The sequence below is a fragment of the Cereibacter johrii genome (assembly GCF_001720585.1).
In the GTDB taxonomy this organism is placed as follows: Bacteria; Pseudomonadota; Alphaproteobacteria; order Rhodobacterales; family Rhodobacteraceae; genus Cereibacter_A; species Cereibacter_A johrii.
On record NZ_MABH01000245.1, the window covers coordinates 1 to 24,155 of the forward strand.

The 24,155-nt window shown below is 68.3% G+C and carries 26 protein-coding genes; 9 read left to right on the plus strand and 17 right to left on the minus strand.

Translation table 11 applies throughout. The annotated features are described in order from the left end of the window. The 6 genes from A9O63_RS20410 to A9O63_RS20435 form a co-directional block, all read left to right on the plus strand. A partial coding sequence (locus A9O63_RS20410) for an SH3 domain-containing protein (RefSeq protein ID WP_167354645.1) occupies window positions 1-288 on the plus strand: 288 nt, incomplete at its 5' end. Window positions 289-580: 292 nt separating this feature from the next. Then, entirely contained in the window at window positions 581-1,396 is an 816-nt protein-coding gene (locus A9O63_RS20415) for an SDR family NAD(P)-dependent oxidoreductase (protein WP_069333537.1), read from the plus strand. A 190-nt stretch (window positions 1,397-1,586) separates the two neighbouring features. Continuing rightward, a complete protein-coding gene (locus tag A9O63_RS20420; RefSeq protein ID WP_015921885.1) occupies window positions 1,587-1,796 on the plus strand; it encodes a twin transmembrane helix small protein in 210 nt (69 codons plus the stop codon). After that, the gene (locus A9O63_RS20425; protein ID WP_002722447.1) at window positions 1,796-2,374 is read left to right on the plus strand and encodes a cob(I)yrinic acid a,c-diamide adenosyltransferase; all 579 of its coding nucleotides are present in this window, start codon (window positions 1,796-1,798) and stop codon (window positions 2,372-2,374) included. Before A9O63_RS20420 ends, A9O63_RS20425 begins: the two co-directional genes overlap by 1 nt. Before the next feature lie 130 nt (window positions 2,375-2,504). Further along, window positions 2,505-3,266 (plus strand): electron transfer flavoprotein subunit beta/FixA family protein, encoded by a 762-nt coding sequence (locus A9O63_RS20430; RefSeq protein WP_069333538.1) that lies wholly within the window; start codon window positions 2,505-2,507, stop codon window positions 3,264-3,266. Then, on the plus strand, window positions 3,266-4,192 hold the full coding sequence (locus A9O63_RS20435) for an electron transfer flavoprotein subunit alpha/FixB family protein (RefSeq protein ID WP_069333539.1): 927 nt from the start codon (window positions 3,266-3,268) through the stop codon (window positions 4,190-4,192). Before A9O63_RS20430 ends, A9O63_RS20435 begins: the two co-directional genes overlap by 1 nt. A 47-nt stretch (window positions 4,193-4,239) precedes the next feature. On the opposite strand, the gene A9O63_RS20440 is transcribed toward A9O63_RS20435, so the two are convergent. After that, window positions 4,240-5,064: a DUF6473 family protein gene (locus A9O63_RS20440; RefSeq protein WP_069333540.1), complete on the minus strand. Its 825-nt coding sequence runs from the start codon at window positions 5,062-5,064 to the stop codon at window positions 4,240-4,242. A gap of 168 nt (window positions 5,065-5,232) precedes the next feature. Here A9O63_RS20440 and A9O63_RS20445 point away from each other — a divergent pair, with 168 nt between their 5' ends. Next, window positions 5,233-6,108 (plus strand): 3-hydroxybutyryl-CoA dehydrogenase, encoded by an 876-nt coding sequence (locus A9O63_RS20445; RefSeq protein ID WP_069333541.1) that lies wholly within the window; start codon window positions 5,233-5,235, stop codon window positions 6,106-6,108. Here A9O63_RS20445 and A9O63_RS20450 read toward each other — a convergent pair. The 7 genes from A9O63_RS20450 to A9O63_RS20480 form a co-directional block, all read right to left on the minus strand. Then, window positions 6,075-7,154 (minus strand): acyltransferase family protein, encoded by a 1,080-nt coding sequence (locus A9O63_RS20450; protein ID WP_069333542.1) that lies wholly within the window; start codon window positions 7,152-7,154, stop codon window positions 6,075-6,077. The two genes, A9O63_RS20445 and A9O63_RS20450, sit on opposite strands and share 34 nt — an antisense overlap. Window positions 7,155-7,317: 163 nt before the next feature. Further along, window positions 7,318-7,587, minus strand: coding sequence for an HPr family phosphocarrier protein (locus A9O63_RS20455; protein WP_069333543.1), 270 nt, complete (start codon window positions 7,585-7,587; stop codon window positions 7,318-7,320). Continuing rightward, complete coding sequence (locus A9O63_RS20460; protein WP_002722435.1) at window positions 7,584-7,982, minus strand: PTS sugar transporter subunit IIA; 399 nt, start codon at window positions 7,980-7,982, stop codon at window positions 7,584-7,586. The genes A9O63_RS20455 and A9O63_RS20460 overlap by 4 nt, the downstream gene beginning before the upstream one ends. Further along, a complete protein-coding gene (rapZ, locus tag A9O63_RS20465; protein WP_069333544.1) occupies window positions 7,979-8,887 on the minus strand; it encodes an RNase adapter RapZ in 909 nt (302 codons plus the stop codon). Before rapZ ends, A9O63_RS20460 begins: the two co-directional genes overlap by 4 nt. Window positions 8,888-8,908: 21 nt before the next feature. Further along, complete coding sequence (locus tag A9O63_RS20470) at window positions 8,909-9,337, minus strand: HPr kinase/phosphorylase (protein WP_069333545.1); 429 nt, start codon at window positions 9,335-9,337, stop codon at window positions 8,909-8,911. Then, window positions 9,334-11,052, minus strand: coding sequence for a sensor histidine kinase (locus A9O63_RS20475; RefSeq protein ID WP_069333546.1), 1,719 nt, complete (start codon window positions 11,050-11,052; stop codon window positions 9,334-9,336). The genes A9O63_RS20470 and A9O63_RS20475 overlap by 4 nt, the downstream gene beginning before the upstream one ends. 22 nt (window positions 11,053-11,074) lie before the next feature. After that, window positions 11,075-11,776, minus strand: a complete 702-nt coding sequence (locus A9O63_RS20480; RefSeq protein WP_069333547.1) for a response regulator transcription factor — start codon at window positions 11,774-11,776, stop codon at window positions 11,075-11,077. 338 nt (window positions 11,777-12,114) lie between these two features. Between A9O63_RS20480 and A9O63_RS20485 the strand changes: the two genes are divergently transcribed. Next, window positions 12,115-13,713, plus strand: coding sequence for a phosphoenolpyruvate carboxykinase (locus A9O63_RS20485; protein WP_069333548.1), 1,599 nt, complete (start codon window positions 12,115-12,117; stop codon window positions 13,711-13,713). A 1,109-nt stretch (window positions 13,714-14,822) separates the two neighbouring features. Then, window positions 14,823-16,490 carry an acyl-CoA dehydrogenase family protein gene (locus A9O63_RS20490; protein WP_069333549.1) on the plus strand — a complete coding sequence of 556 codons (1,668 nt, stop codon included), beginning with the start codon at window positions 14,823-14,825 and terminating at the stop codon, window positions 16,488-16,490. 38 nt (window positions 16,491-16,528) lie between these two features. Here the strand turns inward: A9O63_RS20490 and recO are convergent, their stop codons facing one another. The 9 genes from recO to A9O63_RS20535 form a co-directional block, all read right to left on the minus strand. Beyond that, window positions 16,529-17,248 carry a DNA repair protein RecO gene (gene recO, locus A9O63_RS20495; protein ID WP_084296099.1) on the minus strand — a complete coding sequence of 240 codons (720 nt, stop codon included), beginning with the start codon at window positions 17,246-17,248 and terminating at the stop codon, window positions 16,529-16,531. A 36-nt stretch (window positions 17,249-17,284) separates the two neighbouring features. Next, window positions 17,285-17,620 carry a DUF1491 family protein gene (locus A9O63_RS20500; RefSeq protein ID WP_002722422.1) on the minus strand — a complete coding sequence of 112 codons (336 nt, stop codon included), beginning with the start codon at window positions 17,618-17,620 and terminating at the stop codon, window positions 17,285-17,287. A gap of 21 nt (window positions 17,621-17,641) precedes the next feature. Then, complete coding sequence (gene era / locus A9O63_RS20505) at window positions 17,642-18,556, minus strand: GTPase Era (protein WP_069333550.1); 915 nt, start codon at window positions 18,554-18,556, stop codon at window positions 17,642-17,644. Continuing rightward, entirely contained in the window at window positions 18,549-19,238 is a 690-nt protein-coding gene (gene rnc / locus A9O63_RS20510) for a ribonuclease III (protein WP_002722419.1), read from the minus strand. Before rnc ends, era begins: the two co-directional genes overlap by 8 nt. Continuing rightward, window positions 19,235-20,023 carry a signal peptidase I gene (lepB, locus tag A9O63_RS20515; protein ID WP_069333551.1) on the minus strand — a complete coding sequence of 263 codons (789 nt, stop codon included), beginning with the start codon at window positions 20,021-20,023 and terminating at the stop codon, window positions 19,235-19,237. The genes rnc and lepB overlap by 4 nt, the downstream gene beginning before the upstream one ends. A gap of 71 nt (window positions 20,024-20,094) precedes the next feature. Beyond that, window positions 20,095-20,508, minus strand: a complete 414-nt coding sequence (gene acpS / locus A9O63_RS20520; protein ID WP_002722416.1) for a holo-ACP synthase — start codon at window positions 20,506-20,508, stop codon at window positions 20,095-20,097. A 31-nt stretch (window positions 20,509-20,539) separates the two neighbouring features. Continuing rightward, window positions 20,540-21,298: a pyridoxine 5'-phosphate synthase gene (locus tag A9O63_RS20525; protein ID WP_069333552.1), complete on the minus strand. Its 759-nt coding sequence runs from the start codon at window positions 21,296-21,298 to the stop codon at window positions 20,540-20,542. A gap of 36 nt (window positions 21,299-21,334) precedes the next feature. Next, the gene (locus tag A9O63_RS20530; RefSeq protein ID WP_069333553.1) at window positions 21,335-21,991 is read right to left on the minus strand and encodes a DUF2062 domain-containing protein; all 657 of its coding nucleotides are present in this window, start codon (window positions 21,989-21,991) and stop codon (window positions 21,335-21,337) included. Between the two features lie 16 nt (window positions 21,992-22,007). Then, window positions 22,008-24,125 carry a RelA/SpoT family protein gene (locus tag A9O63_RS20535; protein WP_069333554.1) on the minus strand — a complete coding sequence of 706 codons (2,118 nt, stop codon included), beginning with the start codon at window positions 24,123-24,125 and terminating at the stop codon, window positions 22,008-22,010. Between the last annotated feature and the right edge of the window lie 30 nt (window positions 24,126-24,155).

Sequence of the window (24,155 nt, forward strand, 5' to 3'; positions counted from 1 at the left end):
CTGCCGCCCCGCGCGACCGAGGCCCGCGTGCCGCAGCCCGTGCCGGCCGCCGCCACGGTCGCCGAGAAGCTCCAGCCTGCGGGCGAGGTGCGCCATGTCACGGCCGATGCGGTCAATGTCCGCAGCGGCCCCTCGACGACCTATCCGGTGGTCGGCCGGGTGCTGCGCGGAGACGCGGTGCTGGTCGACGGCCCGCAGGAGGGCAGCTGGGCCCCGATCCGCATCGAAGGCGACGGCGTGGCGGGCTACATGGCCGCCCGCTTCCTCGCACCCGGCACCGCCTTCTGATCCCGGCCCGTCTTGGCGGATCGGGCTGGCCGTCACCTTGCGCGCAGGGCGCTGACGACGCCGGTCATGCCCAGGGGCTTCTCGCGGCGTCACTCCGCCCGCGGTATCGGACACCGCGTCTTGCCGATCGGACGCCCGCGCTTCCTTCGCCACGAGGTGCCGCCTCGCCTCCGGTGCCGTCCGCGGCGGCGGCGCCCCTCCCCTAACAGGATTGCGCCCCGAGGCGGCGCCGGCCCCTTGGCCTTCCCCGCCCTTTGCGCCAAGAGGAGCGCAGGCAAGGGCGGGGCTTGGGATGAAAAGCGTTCTGATCACGGGCTGCTCGTCGGGCATCGGGCTCGACGCGGCGCGGGGACTTGCGAGCCGCGGCTGGCGGGTCTTCGCCACCTGCCGGCAGGAAGATGACTGCGAACGCCTCCGCGCCGAGGGGCTCGAGAGCTTCCGGCTCGACTACGATGACCCCGAAAGCCTCGCCGCCGCCGTCGAGGAGGCCACGCGCCGCACCGGCGGCACGCTCGACGCGCTCTACAACAACGGCGCCTTCGCCTGCCCGGGCGCGGTCGAGGATCTGCCGCGCGAGGCGCTGCGGGCCGTGCTCGAGACCAATATCGTGGGTGTCCACGACCTGACGCGGCGGGTCATCCCGATCATGCGCCGTCAGGGGCACGGGCGGATCGTCAATTGCTCCTCGGTGCTGGGCTTCGTGGCCTATCCCTGGCGCGGCGCCTATGTCGCCTCGAAATTCGCCATGGAGGGGCTGACCGACGTGCTGCGGATCGAGATGGCCGAGACGCCGATCCGGGTGATCCTGCTGGAGCCGGGGCCCATCGCCTCGCGGATCCGCGAGAATTCCATCCCGCATTTCGAGCGCTGGATCGACTGGAGGGCCTCAGCCCGCGCCGACCAGTATCGCGGGCTTCTGGGCAGGCTCTACGAGGGCGGCGAGGATCGCTGGCAGCTGCCGCCCTCCGCGGTCACGGAACGGCTGGTGCAGGCGCTGGAAAGTCCTCGCCCCCGCGCGCGCTACCGGATCACCGTGCCGAGCCGCACCGCCTGGGTGCTGCGGAGGCTCCTGCCGACCGCGGCCCTCGACCGGGTGCTCGGCCGCTGACCCCTTCCGCGGGCGGCACATCCGGCGCGCGCCCGAAGGCGCGCAGCCATGGCGTCAGGGAGCCAGCTCCGCTCCCTCGCGGGCGGACCCCAAGCCCATCCCGCGGTCTCTCATCGATAAGATGCGGCGGAAATGAGTCGCTTTTTCCGCCCGGGCCGCTACATCACGCCGACAAATCGGGAGGAGAGCCATGCTGCAGGACCCGTTGTTCATCGTCGTCGCCTTGGCCGTGCTGGCGGTGCTCGTCGTCCTCATGGTCGGGATCGGCGGCTTCGCGCGCGGCGGCGAGTTCAACCGCAAGCACGCCAACCGGCTGATGCGCTGGCGCATCATCGCGCAGGCGATCGCGATCGCTCTCATCCTGCTGTTCATGGCCTGGCGGCAATCGGGAGGGTTCTAATGGTCGTTCTGTCGAGGATCTACACGCGCACCGGCGATGCCGGCGAGACGGCGCTCGGCAATGGCGCACGGGTGGCCAAGCACTCGCCCCGCGTCGCAGCCTACGGCACGGTCGACGAGACCAACGCCACGGTGGGCCTCGCCCGGCTCCATGCGCAGGGCGAGATGCAGGAGGCGCTCGCCCGGATCTCGAACGACCTCTTCGACCTCGGCGCCGACCTCTGCCGCCCCGAGATGGAGCGCGACCACGAGGCGGACTACACGCCGCTCCGCATCATTGCCGCCCAGGTGAACCGGCTCGAGCGCGAGATCGACGGGATGAACGCGCGGCTCGAGCCGCTGCGCAGCTTCATCCTTCCGGGCGGCTCGGCGCTGGCGGCCCAGCTCCACCTCTGCCGCACCGTGAGCCGCCGGGCCGAGCGCGAACTGGTCGAACTGGCCACCGTGGAGTCGGTCAATCCCGAGGCCCTGCGCTACCTGAACCGCCTCTCCGACTGGTTCTTCGTCGCCGGACGGATCGCCAACGACGACGGGCGTGCCGACGTGCTCTGGGTTCCCGGCCTCACGCGTGAGGCATAAGGACGCATGAAGACGCGACGTCGGACGGAGGTTGACGGTCGGTTTTGATCTGTTGCGGCAGGTTCGATGCGGCTAACAACATCGCGGAGAGCTTGCCCGCGAGGGCGGATGAGAAGGGAGATTGCCACTGATGAAGGTTCTGGTGCCTGTCAAGCGCGTGATCGACTACAACGTGAAGGTTCGCGTGAAGGCGGACGGGAGCGGGGTCGATCTTGCGAACGTGAAGATGTCGATGAACCCGTTCGACGAAATCGCGGTCGAAGCGGCGATCCGTCTGCGCGAGGCCGGCACGGCGACCGAGGTGGTGGTGGTCTCGATCGGCGTGAAGCAGGCGCAGGAGACGCTGCGCACGGCGCTCGCCATGGGCGCGGACCGCGCGATCCTCGTCGAGGCGGCTTCGGACGTGCATCAGGACATCGAGCCGCTGGCGGTGGCCAAGATCCTGAAGGGCGTGGTCGAGGCCGAACAGCCCGGCCTCGTGATCTGCGGCAAGCAGGCCATCGACAATGACATGAACGCCACCGGGCAGATGCTGTCGGCGCTGCTCGGCTGGAGCCAGGCGACCTTCGCCTCGGATCTGACCGTCGAGGGCGATGCGGCCGTGGTCACCCGCGAGGTGGACGGCGGCATGCAGACCATCAGGGTCAAGATGCCGACCGTGGTGACGGTGGATCTGCGGATGAACGAGCCGCGCTATGCCTCGCTGCCCAACATCATGAAGGCCAAGAAGAAGCCGCTGGAAGAAAAGACCGCGGCCGACTTCGGCGTGGACGTGACGCCGCGGCTGTCGGTCGTGAAGACCTCCGAGCCCGCGGGCCGCAAGGCCGGCGTGATGGTGGGCTCGGTCGACGAGCTGATCGCGAAACTGAAAGACGAAGCGGGGGTGATCTGATGGCCGTTCTTCTGATTGCCGAAGTGACCGGCGGCACGCTGGGCGCGGATTCGACCGCCAAGGCGCTGACCGCGGCGAAGGCCCTGGGCGATGTGACCGTGCTCGTGGCGGGCACGGGCGTGGACGCCGCCGCGGCCGAAGCCGCGACCTTCGACGGCGTGGCCAAGGTGCTCGCGGCCGACGACGCAGCCTATGGTAACGGCCTTGCCGAACCGCTGGCCGACCTGATCCTCGGCCTCGCGCCGGGCTACAGCCACATTCTCGCGCCGGCGACCTCCGCGGCCAAGAACGTGCTGCCGCGGGTGGCTGCGCTTCTCGACGTGATGGTGATCTCGGAGATCACGGCGGTGGTGGATGCCGACACGTTCGAGCGTCCGATCTACGCCGGCAACGCGATCCAGACGGTGAAGAGCTCGGATGCGACCAAGGTCGCCACCGTGCGGACGGCCACCTTCGAGGCCGCCGGCAAGGGCGGCTCGGCCCCGGTCGAGACCATTGCGGCCACGGCCGGCAGCGGTCTGTCGTCGTGGGTCGAGGACAAGGTTGCCGCCTCCGACCGGCCGGAACTGACCTCGGCGCGGATCGTGGTCTCGGGCGGCCGCGGGCTCGGCTCGGAAGAGAATTTCGCGATGATCGAGCAGCTGGCCGACAAGCTCGGCGCGGCGGTGGGTGCCTCGCGCGCGGCGGTCGATTCGGGCTATGCGCCGAACGACTGGCAGGTGGGCCAGACCGGCAAGGTTGTGGCGCCGCAGCTCTATATCGCCGTGGGCATCTCGGGCGCGATCCAGCACCTCGCCGGGATGAAGGATTCGAAGATCATCGTCGCCATCAACAAGGACGAGGAGGCGCCGATCTTCCAGGTGGCCGACTACGGCCTCGTGGGCGACCTCTTCAGCCTCGTGCCGGAACTGACCGGCAAGCTCTGAACCGATCCGGGCAGATTGCAGACGGGCGCCCCTCGGGGGCGCCCGTTTCACATCAGGTCCCTCAGGAACGGGGCCAGCGCCGCCGCGATCTCGTCATGAACGGCCGGGCCGGGCAGCTCGGCCGCGATGGCCGCATCGAGCGGGGCAAAGCGCATCCCTTCCGTCCCGCGGGCCTCGGCCTCGCGCGAGGTGACGATCTGGAGGTAATGGCTCGCATGGGGCCGCACCGCCGCGATCATGCCCGCATCGATCAGAAGCGGCGTCAGATCGGGCGTGAGCGGCCCGTCGTCCGGCGGCGGATGATCCGCGATCCACAGAAGCAGCGTCGGCGCACTGATCCGCCCCAGCAGCGTGCGCATCCGCGCGATCCAGGCTGCCCTGAGCTCGGCCTCGACCTGCAGGAATTTCTCGGGCGAGACGGCGTGAAGCGTCTGGACCATGTGCCGCGTGAAGGCGAAATCGGCGAAATCCACCTCGCGGTAGATGGTCTGAAGCACCGGCGAGGCGGCCAGAAACCGGTCGTTCCGCCGCGGATGAACCGAGTAGAGCCGGTTGGTGAGATTTGCAGCCCCCACCACCTGCAGGATCGCGAGCGTCGCCTTCGAGGCCACCTGCGTGACGGCGGGATCGTTGAGATAGACGTCGATCCCGGCATTCATGCAGCCGAGATTGACCAGCCGCAGCCCCGTCGCCTCTTCCACCAGAGCGGGATAGGGCCGCGGCACGAACTTGCCGTAGGTCTCGGTTCCGCCCAGCACGGCACAGAAGGGCCCGTCGAGGCTGCGGCGGGGGCCGCGGAACATCAGACGCGACCCGCCGTACCGGCAGGGATAATACTCCAGGGCGCTTTCGCCCTGATGTGCGAAGGCCATGACACCCACCTCGATAGTTCACCCATCGGCCACGATGCGGAGGAGCTGTTGCCAAATGCCTAAAAGCCGCATTTGACGCGAAGTCTCGGCCTGCGGCGGGCAGGGGCCGCCCTTGCGTGCGCCATGGGCCTCCGCCTAATGTTCGCGCGAGCAAGCAGGAGGGACGGCATGGAGATCCGCAAGGTCGGCGTCGTGGGCGCGGGACAGATGGGCAGCGGTATCGCGCATGTCTTCTCGCTCGCGGGCTACGAGGTGCTGCTGAACGACATCAGCGCCGAAGGGCTGAACAAGGCGCTCTCGACCATCGAGCGCAACATGGAGCGGCAGGTCTCGCGCGGGAAGATCGCGGCCGAGGACAAGGCGGCGGCGCTCGGGCGGATCCGCACCACCCTGACCCTCACCGACATCGCCAAGAGCGACCTCGTGATCGAGGCCGCGACAGAGCGCGAGACGGTGAAACAGGCGATCTTCGAGGATCTGGTGCCGCATCTTCTGCCGCACACGATCCTGACCTCGAACACCTCCTCGATCTCGATCACGAGGCTTGCCTCGCGCACGGACCGGCCCGAGAAATTCATGGGCTTCCACTTCATGAACCCGGTGCCGGTGATGCAGCTCGTCGAGCTGATCCGCGGCATCGCGACCGACGATCCGACCTATCAGGCGCTGCTCAAGGTGGTCCAGAGCCTCGGCAAGACCGCCGCCAGCGCCGAGGATTTCCCGGCCTTCATCGTCAACCGCATCCTCGTGCCGATGATCAACGAGGCGGTCTACACGCTCTATGAAGGCGTGGGCTCGGTGCGCTCGATCGACGAGTCGATGAAGCTCGGGGCGAACCATCCGATGGGGCCCTTGGAGCTCGCGGACTTCATCGGGCTCGACACCTGCCTTGCGATCATGAACGTGCTGCACGACGGGCTGGCCGACACGAAATACCGGCCCTGCCCGCTTCTGGTGAAATATGTCGAGGCGGGCTGGCTCGGCCGGAAGACCGCCCGCGGCTTCTACGACTACCGCGGCGAGACGCCGGTGCCGACGCGGTAGGAAGCTCCCCGCGGGCGGCGGTGCAGGAACCGCCGCTCGACGAGGATCCACGACAGCCAGCCCACGGCCGCGGCGGCGGGCAGCGACAGGGCGGCGAAGGCCCAGCCCGACCAGCCGGGCCCCACGAGCGCGCGCAGCAGCATCTGCACCGGCCAGCCCCAGAGATAGATGCCGTAGGACGGATCCCCGAACCGGCTGAAGACGCCGAGGCCCGCGCGCTCCTGCTGGCCGAACCAGATCAGCGGATAGGCCGCGAAGAGCGGGAAGAGCAGCCCCTCGACCTCGTGCCAGCCGCCCATCTTCAGCATCAGCACCCCGAGGATGGCGGCACTGGCCGCGGCGATCCGGCCGTCGGCGCGATGGCCTTCGGGCAGAAGCAGGCGCAGCGCCATCCCCGCCGCGAAGGACGGGCCGAGGTAGATCAGGCAGTTGAGGTAATCCGACACATAGAAGGCCGGCGTGAGCGTCGCGAAGACGGCCGCGCAGACGAGCGCGAGGACGGCCCCGCGGGTCACCATGCCGACGAGCAGCAGCAGCCCGACGACGAGATAGCAGGTGATCTCGATCCGGATCGTCCAGAGCACGCCATTGGCCACCCAAGCCACCCACGCCGCCTCGCCCTCGGCAGGAAAGAAGCTGACGCGCCCCGGAAAGATCAGGCTCGGATCCTGCAGGAGGAGGACCCGGCCCAGAGCTTCCCAGCTGGCGGGCTGCCCAAGAAAGGCCGCGGCACCCTCGGTCGCGAAGAGCGGGCAGATCACGAGCGCCACGATCAGGTTCGCTGCGACGAACCCCGGCAGCAGGCGGCGCGCCCGCTTGGCGGCGAAATCGAGCACGCCCTGCGACCGCAGCGCACTGTCCGTCACGAGAAAGCCGCTCAGGATGAAGAAGATCATCACCGCATAGAGGCCGAGGATGGTGCCCGTTGCGGCCTTCAGCGGCTCGGCCGCCTCGGTCAGCTCCATGATGAGGAAGGCGTGGGAGAAGACCACGCCGGCCGCGGCCAGCAGACGCAACAGGTCGAAACCCGGATAAACCCGTGTCACTCGTGAGATCCCTTGTCACCACGCCGGGCGCGCGCCCCGGCCTGACAAGCTCACCATGCAACTTGCGGGACGGCAACCGACCCCGGGCGGGGTGAGGCGGCTTGTCCCAGAGAGCGGCCCCTTCAGGGAGGAGGGCGAGGCCCGGAGGCGCCCGCCGTCGCGGTCACATATCCTCGCCGAAGCGGTCCGCCACCAGCGCCGAGAGGGCCTCGGCCAGCGCGGCGGCCTCGGAGCCCATGGTTCTGATCCGGATCGAGGTCCCGCGCGAGGCGGCGAGCATCAGGAGACCCATGATCGAGTCGCCCGAGACCACCATCCCGTCCTTGGAGACTTCGGCCTGCGCGTCATGCCGCTCCACGACTTCGACGAACTTGGCCGAGGCCCGCGCATGCAGGCCCTTTTCGTTCACGATGAGAAGCTCTCGTTCGATCATTCCATCCCGCTGCCAAGGTCGAGGCTGTTGATATACTTGCGGCCCGCATCGAGGGCCAGAGACACCGCCTCCGGCACCGTCAGCTCGCGCGACTTGGCAAGCTTGATGAGCATGGGCAGGTTGGCGCCGTAGATGATGCGACGGTCGCGCGCCGTGCAGGCCGGCAGCGACAGGTTCGAGGGCGAGCCGCCGAACATGTCGGTCACCACCACGACGCCGGCGCCCCGGTCCACCGACCGCGCGGCGGCGCTGATCTCGGCCTGCTTCGCGGCCCGGTCGTGATCGTCCTCGATGGCGATGGCGGCCATGGCCTCCTGTTTGCCCACCACATGCTCGACGGCCGAGAGATATTCCCGCGCGAGGCCGCCGTGAGCAACGATGACGATACCGATCACGCCTTCTCACCCTGATGCGTGGGGAGCACAGCGGCCGCCCTGCGTTCAAGTTCCCTGTGTCGTTTTGACACCGGCCAGCCCGCTTCTGCAAGCGCATTGCCCAGAAGTTCGGCAACTGCGACCGATCGGTGTTGCCCGCCCGTGCAGCCGAAGCCCAAGGCCAGATGGGCCTTTCCCTCCTCGAGCTGCGCCGGCAGCAGGAACAGCACCAGATCGCGGATTTTCTCGAAGAAGGGGACGAAGCGGGGATCCGAGGAAATATAGTCGGCCACCGACGCATCCCGGCCGTCGAGGGCCCGCAGACTCTCGACCCAGTAGGGGTTCTTCAGGAATCGGCAGTCGAAGATCATGTCCACCCCGCGCGGAACGCCCCGCTTGTAGGAGAAGGACTGCACCGACACCGCCAGACGGGTTGCCGCACCGCGGTCGAACCAGCGCGAGAGTTCGGCCTTGAGATCGTGCGGCGACATCTCTGACGTGTCGATCAGATGGTCCGCCCGGACGCGCACCGGGGCGAGCAGGTCGATCTCGCGCTCGACCCCCTCGGCGGGCGTCTCGGCCGGGGCCAGCGGATGGCGGCGTCGGGTCTGGTTGTAGCGGCGGATCAGCTGGGAGGCGGAACAGTCGACATAGAGCACCTCGAGCGCCACGCGCGGATCCTGCGTCAGCCGGTCGATCAGCTCGATCAGTGCCGTGGCGTTGAAGTCGCGGTTGCGCACATCGAGGCCCAGCGCGATCGGCCGCCCGATCGAGGGTCCCTCGATCAGCCGGGGCACGAAGGACAGGGGCAGGTTGTCGATGACCTCATAGCCCATGTCTTCGAGCGCATTGATCGCAGTCGTGCGTCCCGCTCCCGAAGGACCGGTGACCAGCACGAGCCGGTATTCCTGCACTGGCTCTACCATTCGGTCCAGGATCTGTTGCGTTCACGCGACGCGCCCCGACCGGAGTCGCAGCAGCAGCGCAGAGGGAAAATGGCGGCCTTCCTGGCCGAGCACAAGGTCGAGAGGCCGTCCGAGCACCTGAATGTTATGGAAATGTGGCAGGCGTTCCGTTTCGGACCTGCCCAATTCGACAGCCAGTGTCACTCGCGCTTCGTGAATGGCAGGCGCCCGCAGGATCCCCAGCCCGCGGGCCTCGATCAGACCCGCGATGGCCGGAGGGCAGCGGGCCACCAGATCCGGCCCCTGCCCTGCAATCTCCGTCCGGTCGTCGGCGACCAGATCCGCGCCGAGCGCCATCAGTTCGAGCGCGAGCGACGACTTGCCCGAGCCCGACGGTCCGAGGATCAGCAGCCCGCGCCCGTCGAGCGCCACGCAGCTCGCGTGCAGGATGGTGCAGTCCGCCCCGGTCACACCGGCAGGCCGACGACGAAGCGCGCACCCAGCGGCTCGGAGGTGATGTCGGCGCTGGTGGGGCGGATGTTCTCGGCCCAGATCACGCCGCCGTGGGCCTCGACGATCTGCTTCGAGATCGCGAGCCCCAGCCCCGAATGGTTTCCGAACTGGCCCGGCGGGCGCTCGGAATAGAAGCGGCGGAAGATCTTCGTCAGCGCCTCCTCGGGGATGCCGGGGCCGGTGTCCTCGACCACGACCAACACCCGGTTCTCGCGCCGCCGCGCCCAGACGCGCACCGCATCGCCCTCCTCGCAGAAGGAGAGTGCGTTGGAGATGAGATTGACGAAGACCTGTGCCAGCCGCGCCTCGAGCCCGCGGATGCGCATGGGTTCGGACGGCAGGTCGGCGATGAAATCCACCCCCTTCTCCGCCGCCTGACGGCCGAGATAATCGCCGAGGTTCGCGATGGTGGGGAGCAGGTCGAACTCCTCCTCCTCCTCCTTCACCAGCTCGCTGTCGAGGCGCGAGGCGTTCGAGATGTCGCTGACCAGCCGGTCGAGACGGCGCACGTCATGCTCGATCACATCGAGGAGCTGCTCGCGCTGGTCCTCGCGCCTGGCCAGCCGCAGCGTGCCCACGGCCGACCTGAGCGAGGCGAGCGGGTTCTTGATCTCGTGCGCCACATCGGCGGCGAACTGCTCGTTCGCGTCGATCCGGTCGTAGAGCGCCGCCACCATCCCGCGCATGGCGATGGACAGGCGGCCGATCTCGTCCGGGCGTGCCGTGAGATCCGGGATCCGCACCCGGCCCGGCGCCATCTTGCGCGCGTCGCGGTCCCGGCCGAGTTCTGCCGCGGCCGCGAGATCGGCCAGCGGATTGGCGATGGTCGACGCCAGCACGAGGCTGAGCCCGATGGAGACGAAGAGCGCCACCACGAACATCTGCAGGATCTGCTCGCGCTCGTAGCGCACCAGCCTGTCGATCTCGCCCGCGGCCGAGGTGATGGCCACGACCCCCATCACGCGCTCTCCGTCGAGGATGGGCGTTGCGACCGAAAAGAGCGCGCCTCCGTTGCGGTCGCGCCCCGTGTTGATCGTCGTCCGCCCCTCGCGCGCGCCCGAGAAGACCTGGCGGGCAAGCGCGCTGGCGTCGATCTCGGCTTGCGGCGCCTCGCCCCATGCCAGCGTCTTCGAGACCGTGTCCCACAGTCCGTTGAGGAAATCGGTGATGAGCGTCGAACGCTGGTCCTCGGGCACCGGCTGGCGGGTGCCGCGGTCCGAGGCCACGACGACCCCGGCCGTGTCGAGGATGAAGAGGTCGACCACGGGGTCGACCGCAACGGCGTCGAGCGTGGCGGGGATGTCGATGCCCTTCGGCGCATCGAGGGTCGCCCCCGGCACCGCCGCGAGCCGCGCCTCGAAGACATTGGCCACGAGGCGGGCCTCGGAGACGAGCGCCCGCTCGCGCTGGAGGACGAGGTTCTCGCGGAACGGGTTGGTGAAAAGGACGCCCGAAACCTGGATCACCAGGGCCAGAAGATTGAAGAGGATGATCTTGCGGGCCAGCGGCGACCGGTTGAGCGCGATGAAGCCGCGCCGCCGCCGTTTCTGCAGCCCCGGTTCGCCATCTGCACCGGGCGCGGTCCAGTCCTCGCCGAGGATCACGTCGCCCGGACGTTGCGCGGAGGCCCCGTCGTCGGCCCTGGACCGGCCGAAGATCCGAAGGGCGGTCATGGCCGCGTCCTCCCCGGCACCCTCACTCCTCGTTGTAGCGGTAACCGATGCCGTAAAGGGTCTCGATGGCGGCGAAATCGGAATCCGCCGCGCGCATCTTCTTGCGCAGCCGCTTGATGTGGCTGTCGATCGTGCGGTCGTCGACATAGACCTGATCGTCGTAGGCCACATCCATCAGCTGGTCCCGGCTCTTGACGAAGCCGGGCCGCTGCGCGAGGGCCTGCAGCAGCAGGAACTCGGTCACCGTGAGGGACACGTCCCGGCCCTTCCAGCTCACCGCGTGGCGCAGCGGATCCATCCGCAGGTTGCCGCGCTCGAGAATGCGGCTTTCCTCCTGCGTCTCGGCCTCGCCGCCCGCGATCGCCTCCTGCCGGCGCAGGAGCGCGCGGATCCGCTCGACCAGAAGGCGCTGCGAGAAGGGCTTCTTCACATAATCGTCCGCGCCCATGCGCAGGCCCAGCACCTCGTCGATCTCGTCGTCCTTGGAGGTCAGGAAGATGACGGGCATCGCGGACTTCTGCCGCAGGCGCTGGAGCAGGTCCATTCCGTCCATGCGCGGCATCTTGATATCGAGCACGGCCATGTCGGGCATCCGCTTGTTGAAGGCCTCGAGAGCCGACTGCCCGTCGTTGTAGGTCTCGACCTCGAACCCTTCCGCCTCGAGCGTCATGGCGACCGAAGTCAGGATGTTGCGATCGTCGTCCACGAGAGCAATCCTGGACATGTCCCAACTCCGAATGCCTGCCTGACCAACGGGCCTCATGATCCGGTTTCCGCCGAAGGAATCAATAGGCTTCTGCGAATCGGTCGGCTCCTCCTCCGGTTGCCGGTCCGCGGTTCGCGACGGAACGGCCGATTTGTCGCAACCGATGCCCGGAGGTTGCGCCAACCTGTCGCTGGTTGCGCTAACGTCTTGCTGTCACTCTGTTGTCGCGTGGCACCGTCATGCTATACCCTTTCCCTGTCGGCACCCGTCTCCGGGGCCGACCGGCAGCCTATTGGCCCAGGATGCCGTTGGAGGACCGGAAACAGCCGCTCGCGCGGCATCGGGGAGCTTGCAGGATGAATTTCGGACGCGTGAACCCAGCGCAGACGCTGGACGCACAAGGCATCACTGGACTTGGCGAGGTGCATTACAACCTCATCGAGCCCGCGCTGGTCGAAGCGGCCGTGAAGCGCGGCGAAGGCCGGCTGGGCCGCGGAGGCGCGTTCCTCTGCTCGACCGGGGCCTTCACGGGCCGCTCGCCCAAGGACAAGTTCGTCGTGCGCACGCCGTCGGTGGAAGACACGATCTGGTGGGAGAACAACGCTCCCATGGATCCGGCCGCCTTCGACCGGCTTCACGCCGACATGCTCGAGCACATGAAGGGCCGCACCTACTTCGTGCAGGACCTGTTCGCCGGCGCCGACCCCGAGCTGCGCCTCGACGTGCGGATGGTGACCGAGCTTGCCTGGCACGGCCTCTTCATCCGCCACATGCTGCGCCGCCCCGAGCGCGCCGAGCTCGACAGCTTCGTGCCCGACTGGACGGTCATCAACTGCCCCTCCTTCAAGGCCGATCCGGCCCGCCACGGCTGCCGCACCGACACGGTGATCGTGCTCAACTTCGAGCGCAAGCTGATCCTGATCGCCAACACCGAATATGCTGGCGAGAACAAGAAGTCGGTCTTCACGCTGCTGAACTACATCCTGCCCGGCAAGGGCGTGATGGCGATGCACTGCTCGGCCAACCACGCGCTCGGCGACACGGACGATGCGGCGGTGTTCTTCGGGCTCTCCGGCACCGGCAAGACCACCCTCTCGGCCGATCCGTCGCGCACGCTGATCGGCGACGACGAGCACGGCTGGTCGGACCGGGGCACCTTCAACTTCGAGGGCGGCTGCTACGCCAAGACGATCAATCTCTCGGCCGAAGCCGAGCCCGAGATCTATGCCACGACCTCGAAATTCGCGACCGTGGTCGAGAACATGGTCTATGACGAAGAGACGCTCGAGCTCGACTTCAACGACGACAGCCTGACGGCGAACACGCGCTGCGCCTATCCGCTGGACTATATCTCGAACGCGTCCGAGAGCGGGCTCGGCGGCCATCCGAAGAACGTCATCATGCTGACCTGCGACGCCTTCGGCGTGCTGCCGCCCATCGCGCGGCTGACGCCCGCGCAGGCGATGTATCACTTCCTGTCGGGCTTCACCTCGAAGGTGGCCGGCACCGAGCGTGGCGTGACCGAGCCGCAGCCGACCTTCTCGACCTGCTTCGGCGCTCCCTTCATGCCGCGGCGCCCCGAGGTCTACGGCAAGCTCCTGCAGGAAAAGATCGCCAAGCACGGCGCGACCTGCTGGCTCGTGAACACCGGCTGGACCGGCGGCGCCTACGGCACCGGCAAGCGGATGCCGATCAAGGCCACCCGCGCGCTGCTGACCGCGGCGCTCGACGGCTCGCTCTCGGGTGTCCAGTTCCGGCGCGATCCGAACTTCGGCTTCGAGGTGCCGGTGGAACTGCATGGGGTGGATGCGAAGCTGCTCGATCCGCGCTCGACCTGGGCCGATCCGGCGGCCTACGACCAGCAGGCGAAGAAGCTGGTGGAGATGTTTGCCAACAACTTTGCGCAATATGTCCCCTTCATCGATGCGGATGTGAAGGCGGCCGCGATCGGCTGAGGCCGGTCCCGGCTGCGACCTCCGGGGGCTGTCTGCCCCCGGACCCCCGAGGATATTTGGGCAGAGTGAAAGACGGGCGGGCTGCCGCGGTGACAGCTCCGATCGCGTGAGAGCGTGATCCGTCTGTACAAACCGGCGCGGCCACGGTGGGAGGCCGCGCGTTTCGATCCTTGTGAGGGGCTGGTGCTGGAGGCCGGTTCTGACCGAAGGGGTCGAGGTGCCGTTCACGGATCGGACTGGCTTCGGCGTTTGCCGCATGTGGGGCCCGTCCCACGGCTGGACGGACGCGCATGCCGCGAGCCCGCGGCCCGGGTCGGAGATCGGTTCGGGCGCAGGAGCGCCGGGACGGTTCAGGCCATCTGCAAGCACGATACCGGCGACATCGGGAGGAGAGCGCATCCGCCTGCGCAACCGGACTGCCGGCTGCGTTCCTCCTCGTCCGCGCGAGAAGGGCGGCGCGCGCGCGGCGGATCTGTCTCCTGCGGGGAGAGCGCCGCTTCGCTTTGCGAATTGGGGACGCTCTGGCCCGCGGCCGGTCCTTTCCTGACGAGGCACGGACCCAGCCGCGCCGCCAGATCGCGGCCCCTGCCGAGGGTGGCGTTGCCAAGGGCGACCGGCAGGGCGGTCGCAGGGGGCGCTTCAATGCTCGGACTGCGCGTCCGTCATCGGGCCCTCGGCTTGCTTCGGACACCGGCTGCGAAGTCGGACATCCGTCGCATCTTGCGCTCGAGCGGGACCAATGCGCGGGCCATGTCGCGTCCCGCCGCACGCTTTCACCCCCCGATGTGAAGTCTTGACCTCAAGTCGGATGGAACGGCGGTGACGGCGCATCCGTCGTCGTCGGCCTTTCCCGCGGCATCCGGTCCCACCGCTCTGCCGCTGTTCTTGCCCGGATCACTGTCGCAAGTGCAGTGGCATGGCTCTCGCCTCCTTCAGGGCGGCGGGAGGGGCTGCCATCCCCAAGAGAGAGTTGTGCGCCCCTTGCTACCGCGAAAGCTAACAGTTCTCTCGGACATATTCATGCTACATGCGGCGCTCTCATGAATTTTTGTTGCGCTGCGACTGCAAAGTGGCTAGGACGTCGCAGTTGCAGAATGAGGAGTCACGCCATGCCGAAGGACGGATCGACCATGACCGGGCAGCCGCTGCTCGCGGATCTTCTGACGCTCGCTTCCGACGCGCTGCCCGAGGTCGAGGCGCTGTTCGAAACGGCGCGGGGCGCGCTGAAGGAGCGGGTGACAGCCGGCGGCAAGGTCTCTTCCAGGGCGCTGGAGGAGGAGCAGTTCGCGGCCCACGCCCTCTCCTGGCTCGCGACCTATGTCGAATCCCTCCGGCAGATGCGGGCCTGGGCCGGGCGGCTCGAGACCGAGGGGCGGTTCGGCGAGATGGAGGCGCTGATCCTGCAGATCGCCTTCGGCGAATATCTCGCGCAGATTCGCGGCGGCATCCCGATGAGCCAGACCGAGACGGCGCGGGTGCAGGATATCGGCGTCGAGCTCGGCCATCCGGGCGAGGCGGTGCGGCGGCTCATCCAGGCGGGCAATACGCCCGCCGCACGGGCGCGGCTGGTGGCGCTGATGCGCGACAACCACGGGCGGGCCACCTTCGGCGCCTCGGGTCTCGACGAGGAGCTCGAGATGATCCGCGACCAGTTCCGCCGGTTCGCGGACGAGCGCGTGGCCCCGCATGCCCATGGCTGGCACATGCGCGATGAGCTGATCCCGTTGGAGATCGTGGAGGCTCTGGCCGAGATGGGCGTCTTCGGCCTGACGATCCCGGAGGAGTTCGGCGGTTTCGGCCTGTCGAAGGCCTCGATGGTCGTGGTCTCGGAGGAGCTGTCGCGCGGCTATATCGGCGTGGGCTCGCTCGGCACCCGGTCCGAGATCGCCGCGGAGCTGATCCTCTGCGGCGGCACCGATGCGCAGAAGGCGGCCTGGCTGCCGAAACTTGCGAGCGGGGAGATCCTGCCGACCGCGGTCTTCACCGAGCCGAACACCGGATCGGATCTGGGCAGCCTGCGGACGCGGGCGGTGAAGGACGGCGACGAATGGGTGGTCAATGGCAACAAGACCTGGATCACCCATGCCGCGCGCACCCATGTGATGACTCTCCTCGCCCGCACGGACCCCGAGACGACGGATTACCGGGGCCTGTCGATGTTCCTTGCCGAGAAGATGCCGGGAACCGACGCGGATCCGTTCCCCACGCCCGGCATGACGGGCGGCGAGATCGAGGTGCTGGGCTACCGCGGGATGAAGGAATATGAGATCGGCTTCGACGGTTTCCGCGTGAAGGGCGAGAACCTTCTGGGCGGCGTCGAGGGCCAGGGCTTCAAGCAGCTCATGCAGACCTTCGAGAGCGCGCGGATCCAGACCGCGGCGCGCGCCATCGGCGTGGCGCAGAATGCGCTCGAGGTGGGGATGCAATATGCCGAGGAGCGCAAGCAGTTCGGCAAGGCGCTGATCGAGTTCCCGCGCGTGGCGGGCAAGCTTGCCATGATGGCGGTCGAGATCATGGTGGCCCGGCAGCTGACCTACCATTCCGCCTGGGAGAAGGATCACGGCCAGCGCTGCGACCTCGAGGCCGGGATGGCGAAACTTCTGGGCGCGCGGGTGGCCTGGGCCTCGGCGGACAATGCGCTGCAGATCCATGGCGGGAACGGCTTCGCGCTGGAATATCAGATCAGCCGGATCCTCTGCGATGCGCGCATCCTCAACATCTTCGAGGGCGCGGCCGAAATCCAGGCGCAGGTGATCGCGCGGCGGCTGCTGGACTGACGGGCTGCCTGCCGTTCGCGAAGCGCGGATGGCAGGCCTCAGGCGCGGGCCAGAAGCTCCATCAGCCGGCCCCGCGCCTCGGGCAGCGGCCGGCCGTTCAGCAGGGGCGCAAGCTCGCGGCCGAGGAAATGGCCGGTGATGGCAAGGCCCTGCCCCACTTCCTCGGCCGAGGCGGGCCCCTGCCCCAGAAGCGCCAGCGGCAGCGGAAACAGCCGGTCGGCCCAGCCGCCCGCGGCCCCGCGGCTGACGGCGCGGCCGGTCTTCGGGCTGACGAAGGCCAGATCCTCGCGGCTGCCCGTGACGGCGCAGCGGGTGAGATCGAGGCCGAAGCCCGTCTCCTCCAAGAGACGCATCTCCCAGCGGAGATAGGCCGGCGGCCAGCCCGGCCGGTCGAGCGCATCCAGAAGCGCCATGCTCTCCTGCCAGAGCGCGGAATGCGGCTCGCGCTCGGGCAGGGTCACATGCAGCATGGCGCAGATCGCGTTCAGTCCGGCGAGGCCCAGCCGATCGCCCAGAAGGGCGGTGCGGCTGCGCAGCGGCTCGACGGTGAAGGCCCCCATATGCTCGTCGAGCCGCGCCTTCCAGGTCAGGTCGAGTTGCGCGCCGGGCTGGAGGATGGGCGCGATCTTCCGCGAGGCGCCGCCGCGGACGACGCCTGCGTGGCGGCCATGCGCGGCCGTGAAGACCTCGATGATCGCCGAGCTCTCGCCGTGCCGCCGCACCGAGAGGAGCGCGCCCTCGTCCCGCCATTCCATCATGGGGCGACTATCCCGCGCGGCGGGCCGGCCGTCCAGTCACTCGGAGAGGCCCGGCTCGTCGAGAAGCGTCCGGCCCTGACGGTCCTCGAGCTCGATCACCCAGAGGTCGGGGTCGAAGCGGCGCTGGCGGGCGATGGCCGCATCCACATCGGCCTCGGGGCCTTCGGCGAGCGGCACCCAGGCGCGGGCGCCGGTCATCAGGTCGAAGGAGCGCTGGAAAGCGCGGGCCTGCCCGTCGAGCGTCGCGCATTTGACCAGCACGGCACCGGCGGTGGCATCGCCGCGGGCGGTGACGAAGGCCGGAATATCGGCCAGCCGCAGGCGGGTCAGATAGGCGCGGACCCAGAAGTCCGCCGTCAGGCGCGCACTCATCGGCCGGCCTGCGCGGCCATCTCAGTCGCCGTCCTTGAAGTCGAGACCCATCTCGGAATAGCGCTCGGGCTCTTCGAGCCAGTTCGGGCGCACCCGGACCTGCAGGAAGAGATGGACCGGCCGCTCGAGGAAGGTCGCGATCTCGGCGCGCGCGGCCTGACCGATCTGCTTGATCGTCTCGCCCTTGTTGCCAAGCACGATGCCCTTGTGGCCGTCGCGGGCGACATAGACCACCTGGTCGATGCGGGTGGAGCCGTCGGGCCGGTCCTCCCAGGCCTCGGTCTCGACCGTGAGCTGGTAGGGCAGCTCCTCGTGCAGGCGCAGGGTCAGCTTCTCGCGCGTGATCTCGGCGGCGATGGCGCGCATCGGCACATCGGCGATCTGGTCCTCGGGGTAGAACCAGGCGCCTTCGGGCAGGATGCCCGCCAGCCAGCGGCGCAGCTTCTCGACCCCGTGGCCCTTCTCGGCCGAGATCATGAAGGTCTCGGCGAAGGGGAAGGCGCCGTTCAGCTCCTGCGCGAGGCCGAGCAGCACCTCGGCCTTCACCCGGTCGATCTTGTTGATGGCGAGGGCCACGGTCTGGCCCTGCGGAATGCGGTCGCGCATCGCGTCGATGATGGCCTGCGTGCCCTCGGTCAGGCCGCGGTGGGCCTCGACGAGCAGCACGATCACGTCGGCATCGGCGGCTCCGCCCCAGGCGGCGGCGACCATGGCGCGATCGAGCCTGCGGCGCGGGCGGAAGAGGCCGGGCGTGTCGACGAAGACGATCTGTGTCTGGCCTTCCATCGCGACGCCGCGGATGCGGGCGCGCGTGGTCTGGACCTTGTGGGTCACGATCGAGACCTTGGCGCCGACCATGCGGTTCAGGAGCGTCGATTTACCGGCATTGGGTTCGCCGATGAGCGCCACGAAGCCCGCGCGTGTGGTCTCAGTCATGTCTCGCCTCCATCCGCGCGAGAAGCGCCCGCGCCGCCGCCTGTTCCGCCACCCGCTTGGTGCCCGCCGCAGCCCTGTCCGTCTCGCCATTGCCGAGGCGCACCTCGACCGTGAAGATCGGCGCATGGTCCGGGCCGGACCGATCCACCGCCTCGTAGGTCGGCGGCGGCAGCCCGCGCGCCTGCGCCCATTCCTGCAGCGCCGTCTTGGCGTCGCGGGCATCCCGCTCGACCTGGGCGATCCGCGCGCCCCAGAGCCGGAGCACGAGCTGCCGTGCCGCCTCGAATCCCGCATCCAGATAGACCGCGGCGATCACCGCTTCCAGAGCGTCGCCGAGAAGAGCCTCCTTGCGGCGCCCGCCCGACATCATCTCCGAGCGGCCGAGCTTCAGCACGTCGCCCAGAGCCACCTCGCGGGCGACGGCGGCGCAGGTCTCCTTGCGCACCAGCGCGTTGAAGCGGGGCGCAAGCTGGCCCTCGGAGGCGGCGCGGTCGGCCGCGAGCAGCGCCTCGGCCATCACGAGGCCGAGGACACGGTCGCCCAGGAACTCGAGCCGCTGGTTGTCCGACCGGGTGACGGAGGACAGCGAGGAATGGGTGACGGCACGCAGGAGACGCTCGGGCTCGCGGAACTGATGCCCGATCCGGCCCTCGAAGGCCTTCAGGTCGGCAGACAGTTTCACTCGATCGCCTTGAAGAAGCGGTCGGCGCGCCAGGTCCAGAAATAGAGCATCGAGCGGCCGGCCGAGGAGAACATGATCCGGTCGGCCCGCCCGATGAGGTTCTCGGCCGGGACGAAGCCCACGCCGTTCACGGCCTGGCCATAGCGGCTGTCCTGGCTGTTGTCGCGGTTGTCGCCCATGAAGAAATAGTGGCCGGCGGGCACGGTGAAGACGTCGGTATTGTCGCCGAAGCCGTTGGTGTCGATGTTCAGCACGTCATGGGTGCGGCCGCCCGGAAGCGTCTCGGTGAAGCGGCTCTTGGTGCAGATGCCGCCCTCGCCCACGGGGCCGTTCTCGCAGCGCGGCAGGTTGCCCATCGGCCCCTGCTGCTCGTAGGTCTCCTCGAAGGTGCCGGCGGGCGCCTGCGGGACTTCCTGGCCGTTGAGATAGAGCACGCCGTTCCGCATCTGCACCGTATCGCCCGGCAGGCCGATCAGCCGCTTGATGAAATCCGACCCATTGACCGGATGGCGGAACACCACGACGTCGCCCCGCTCGGGCTCGGAGCCGAGGATGCGGCCCGAGAAGGGGCAGATGCCGAAGGGGCAGGAATATTGCGAATAGCCGTAGGCCATCTTGTTGACGAAGAGGAAGTCGCCGATCAGCAGCGTGTCCTTCATCGAGCCCGACGGGATCCAGAACGGCTGGAAGAAGAGCGTGCGGAACACGCCCGCGATCAGCAGCGCATAGACGATGGTCTTGATCGTCTCGAGGATGCCGCCTTCGGATTTCGCCTTGCTGGCCATGGTCACACTGCCTGTCTGTTTGCGGGCCGGCCGCCCAATCCGGCGCTTCATGCGCGCCGGTGCGGGATGAGTCAAGCTGGCGGGGCCGCGCGCGGCCGCGCCTCGATCACGACGAAGGCCTGAGCCCAGGGATGATCGTCGGTCAGGCTGACATGGACGACCGCCTCGTGGCCCGGCGGCGTCATGGAGGCGAGCCGTTCGGCCGCCCAGCCGGTCAGCCGCATGACGGGCTGGCCGGTCTCGAGGTTCGCCACGCTCATGTCCTTCCAGGAGATGCCCATGCGCAGCCCGGTGCCGAGCGCCTTCGAGCAGGCCTCCTTCGCGGCCCACCGCTTCGCGTAGGTGCCCGCCACATCCGCCCGCCGCTCGGCCTTGGCCTGTTCGAGCGGCGTGAAGACGCGATTGCGGAAACGCTCGCCGAAGCGGGCGAGCGTCTTCTCCATCCGGTCGATGTTGGCGAGGTCGGTGCCGATCCCGAGGATCATCGCCCTGCCCCCCGGTCCGCTCCGGCTCGGCTCAAGCTGCGGCCTCGCGCGCCGTGTCCATGCGTCGCCGCATCCCCTCGATGGCGCTGCCGAGCCCGCGGAAGATCGCCTCGCCGATCAGGAAATGGCCGATGTTGAGCTCCATCACCTGCGGGAAGGCGGCGATCTCGGCCACCGTGTCGTAGCTGATCCCGTGGCCGGCATGGACCTCGAGGCCCAGCGAATGGGCAAGCGCCGCCCCCTCGCGCAGGGCTTCCAGTTCGCGCGCGGCCTCGGCGGTGCGGCCTTCCGCCACGAGATCGCAGTAATGGCCGGTGTGCAGCTCGACCACCGCCGCCCCGATCTCGGCCGAGGCCTCGATCTGGCGCACGTCATGGCCGATGAACATCGACACGCGGCAGCCCGCCGCGCGCAGGGGGGCCACGAAATCCTTCAGCCGCGCGACGTCGCCCGCCACGTCGATGCCGCCCTCGGTCGTGCGCTCCTCGCGCCGCTCGGGCACGAGGCAGACGGCATGCGGCTTGTGGCGCAGCGCGATGGCCTGCATCTCGGGCGTGGTCGCCATCTCGAGGTTCAGCGGCACGCTCAGCCCCTGCATGAGCGAGGTGATGTCTTCATCCCGGATGTGGCGGCGATCCTCGCGCAGGTGGGCGGTGATGCCGTCGGCTCCGGCCGCCTCGGCCAGCAGCCCCGCCCGCAGCGGATCGGGATAGGAGGTCCCGCGCGCATTCCGCACCGTCGCCACATGGTCAATGTTCACGCCCAGCCGCAGCCGGCCCAAAGGTTTCATCGCGCGTCCGCCCGTTTCCAAGATGTTTCGCCCATCCTATTGGCTTCCCGCGCCCGCGTCATCCGCCTCCGCACCGGCGCGGCGACGCTCGCGGGCCCGGCGCGCCTGCACCCGCATCGCGCGGAGCTTCTGATAGGCGCGGATGACCGGGATGGTCAGGTAATAGAAGCCGAAGCTCACCGCGAGCCCCGGAAGGATCCCGCCCACCAGATAGGGCAGGTAGATGGTCTCGAAGAACCGGCCGAGGTTGCTCCAGCGCGCGGGCTCGTCGCTGAAGATGGCGAGGAAATTCGCCCAAAGCTCGGTGCCCGCGTCGGAGAAGGCCTTGAAGATGTTGACGATGTTCAGCGGAACGTCGATGCCGAGCATCCAGTGGCCGATCTCGACAGATATGAGCGCGATGACGGGCATCGTCACGGGATTGCCCACGAAGGTCGCCAGCAGCGCAGCCAGGATGTTGCCGCGCAGGATCCAGCCCAGCAGCGCGCCGCCGATGAGGTGGAAGCCGAAGAAGGGCGTGAAGGAGATGAACACGCCTGCGAAGACGCCGCGCGCAATCCGGTGCGGCTCGTCGGGCAGGCGGGTCAGGCGGTGCTTCACATACTGGGCGGCACGGGTCCAGCCGCCGCGGGGCCACACGGACTCCTGGACGATCTGCCGCCAGGTGCGTGGGTTGCGCCGCTTGAAGACCACTTCCTCTCCCTGCCGGTCAGGGTTTCCTGCTCAGATCGCGGTGCCGGGATATCTGCGCCACATCCGTCTCGGCTTCGAGAGCGGTCATCAGCGTGTGCAGATGTTCGACATCGCACAGATCAACATCGACCAGAAGGCGATAGAAGTCGGGCTTGCGATCGGTGAACCTCAGGTCCGAGATATTGGCCTTCTGCTCTCCGATCAAGGTGCAGATCCGCCCCAGAACGCCCGCATCGTTCGAAATCGTGAGATCGAGCGTCACGGTATGGACCGGCGCATGGCGCCCGGCGTGCCAGTGCAGGTCGATCCAGCGCGAGGGCTGTTCCTCGAACTCCTCGAGCGCCGGGCAGTCGATGGCATGGATGACCACCCCCTGCCCGCGGTAGGTGATGCCCACGATCCGCTCGCCCGGCACCGGCTGGCAGCATTTGGCGCGGCGGAACTGCTGATCGTCGGACAGGCCGACCACGGGGCGCTGCATGTCGACCTCGGGCCCGCTGGTGCGCACGAGTTCGGGATAGAGCGTCTCGACCACCTTGCGCGCGGTCAGTTCGGCAGAGCCCAGCTGCGCCAGAAGCTCGGTCTCGTCCGAGAGGCCCAGCATCTTCGCCGCCGTCCTGAGCGCCTTGTCGGTGGCCTTGCGCCCCACATGATCGAAGGCCGCCCGCGCGAGCTCCTGCCCGAGCTTCACGAAGCGGCCCCGGTCCTCCTCGCGCAGGCTGCGCCGGATCGCGGCCTTGGCCCGCCCCGTGGTCACGATGTCGATCCAGGAGGCCTGCGGGCGCTGGCCCTCGGCGGTGATGATCTCGACCGACTGGCCGTTCTTCAGCCGGGTCCAGAGCGGCACGCGGATGCCGTCGACCTTGGCCGAGACGGTGGAATGGCCGATGCGGGTGTGGATCGCATAGGCGAAATCGAGCGGCGTCGCCCCCCGCGGCAGCTGGATCACATCGCCCTTCGGCGTGAAGCAGAACACCTGGTCGGTGTACATCTCGAGCTTCACGTTCTCCATGAACTCGTCGTGGTCGTCCTCGTCCAGCCGCTCGGTCAGGCTCGCGATCCAGCGGGCGGGATCGACCGCAAACGGGTTGTGGACGCGCACGCCCTCGCGGTAGCTCCAGTGCGCGGCAACGCCGGCCTCGGCCACCTCGTGCATCTGACGGGTGCGTATCTGCACCTCGACCCGCTTGCCGTCGCGCCCCGAGACCGTCGTGTGGATCGAGCGGTAGCCGTTCGACTTGGGCTGGCTGATGTAGTCCTTGAAGCGGCCCGGCACCGCGCGCCAGCGCTGGTGGATCACGCCGAGGATACGGTAGCAGTCGGCCACATCCTTGCAGATCACGCGGAAGCCGTAGATGTCCGAGAGCCGCGAGAAGGCCAGATCCTTCTCCTGCATCTTGCGCCAGATCGAATAGGGCTTCTTGGCCCGTCCGTAGACGTCGGCCTCGATCTGCGCCTTTTCCAGCTCCAGCCGGATGTCGGCGGTGATCTTGTGGACCACGTCGCCCGTCTCGCGCTGGAGCGTGATGAAGCGGCGGATGATCGAGTTGCGCGCCTCGGGGTTCAGGACGCGGAAGGCGAGGTCTTCCAGTTCCTCGCGCATCCACTGCATGCCCATGCGGCCGGCGAGCGGCGCGAAGATCTCCATCGTCTCGCGCGCCTTCTGGGCCTGCTTCTCGGGGCGCATCGACTTGATGGTGCGCATGTTGTGCAGCCGGTCGGCGAGCTTCACGAGGATCACCCGCAGATCCTTCGACATCGCCATGAAGAGCTTGCGGAAGTTCTCGGCCTGCTTGGACTGGGCCGAGGAGAGCTCGAGGTTGGTGAGCTTCGTGACCCCGTTCACCAGCTCGGCGATATCCTCGCCGAAGAGACGGGCGACCTCGGTGTAGGTGGACTTGGTATCCTCGATCGTGTCGTGCAGAAGTGCCGTCACGATGGTCGCATCGTCGAGCCGCTGCTCGGTCAGGATGGCGGCGACGGCGACGGGATGGGTGAAGTAGGGCTCGCCGGAGTGGCGGAACTGGCCCTCGTGCATCTGACGGCCGTAGGCATAGGCCCGGCGGATCAGGTCGGCGTTGGTGCGCGGATTGTAATTGCGGACCAGGGCGATCAGGTCTTCGACGTCGATCATGGCCCCGGCCGCAACAGGTTCAACACAAAA

Bases quoted from the DNA above. Each gene is read 5' to 3' on its own strand.
- A9O63_RS20455 (WP_069333543.1), bottom strand. From the start codon at position 7,587: ATGATCGAACGAGAGCTTCTCATCGTGAACGAAAAGGGCCTGCATGCG.
- A9O63_RS20420 (WP_015921885.1), top strand. From the start codon at position 1,587: ATGCTGCAGGACCCGTTGTTCATCGTCGTCGCCTTGGCCGTGCTGGCG.
- acpS (WP_002722416.1), bottom strand. From the start codon at position 20,508: ATGATCCTCGGGATCGGCACCGACCTCGCCAACATCGACCGGATGGAG.
- recO (WP_084296099.1), bottom strand. From the start codon at position 17,248: ATGATGGAATGGCGGGACGAGGGCGCGCTCCTCTCGGTGCGGCGGCAC.
- rapZ (WP_069333544.1), bottom strand. From the start codon at position 8,887: ATGGTAGAGCCAGTGCAGGAATACCGGCTCGTGCTGGTCACCGGTCCT.
- A9O63_RS20445 (WP_069333541.1), top strand. From the start codon at position 5,233: ATGGAGATCCGCAAGGTCGGCGTCGTGGGCGCGGGACAGATGGGCAGC.
- era (WP_069333550.1), bottom strand. From the start codon at position 18,556: ATGACTGAGACCACACGCGCGGGCTTCGTGGCGCTCATCGGCGAACCC.
- A9O63_RS20440 (WP_069333540.1), bottom strand. From the start codon at position 5,064: ATGGCCTTCGCACATCAGGGCGAAAGCGCCCTGGAGTATTATCCCTGC.
- A9O63_RS20490 (WP_069333549.1), top strand. From the start codon at position 14,823: ATGCCGAAGGACGGATCGACCATGACCGGGCAGCCGCTGCTCGCGGAT.
- A9O63_RS20415 (WP_069333537.1), top strand. From the start codon at position 581: ATGAAAAGCGTTCTGATCACGGGCTGCTCGTCGGGCATCGGGCTCGAC.
- A9O63_RS20485 (WP_069333548.1), top strand. From the start codon at position 12,115: ATGAATTTCGGACGCGTGAACCCAGCGCAGACGCTGGACGCACAAGGC.
- A9O63_RS20425 (WP_002722447.1), top strand. From the start codon at position 1,796: ATGGTCGTTCTGTCGAGGATCTACACGCGCACCGGCGATGCCGGCGAG.
- A9O63_RS20525 (WP_069333552.1), bottom strand. From the start codon at position 21,298: ATGAAACCTTTGGGCCGGCTGCGGCTGGGCGTGAACATTGACCATGTG.
- lepB (WP_069333551.1), bottom strand. From the start codon at position 20,023: ATGGCCAGCAAGGCGAAATCCGAAGGCGGCATCCTCGAGACGATCAAG.
- A9O63_RS20500 (WP_002722422.1), bottom strand. From the start codon at position 17,620: ATGAGTGCGCGCCTGACGGCGGACTTCTGGGTCCGCGCCTATCTGACC.
- A9O63_RS20535 (WP_069333554.1), bottom strand. From the start codon at position 24,125: ATGATCGACGTCGAAGACCTGATCGCCCTGGTCCGCAATTACAATCCG.
- A9O63_RS20475 (WP_069333546.1), bottom strand. From the start codon at position 11,052: ATGACCGCCCTTCGGATCTTCGGCCGGTCCAGGGCCGACGACGGGGCC.
- A9O63_RS20430 (WP_069333538.1), top strand. From the start codon at position 2,505: ATGAAGGTTCTGGTGCCTGTCAAGCGCGTGATCGACTACAACGTGAAG.
- A9O63_RS20480 (WP_069333547.1), bottom strand. From the start codon at position 11,776: ATGTCCAGGATTGCTCTCGTGGACGACGATCGCAACATCCTGACTTCG.
- A9O63_RS20435 (WP_069333539.1), top strand. From the start codon at position 3,266: ATGGCCGTTCTTCTGATTGCCGAAGTGACCGGCGGCACGCTGGGCGCG.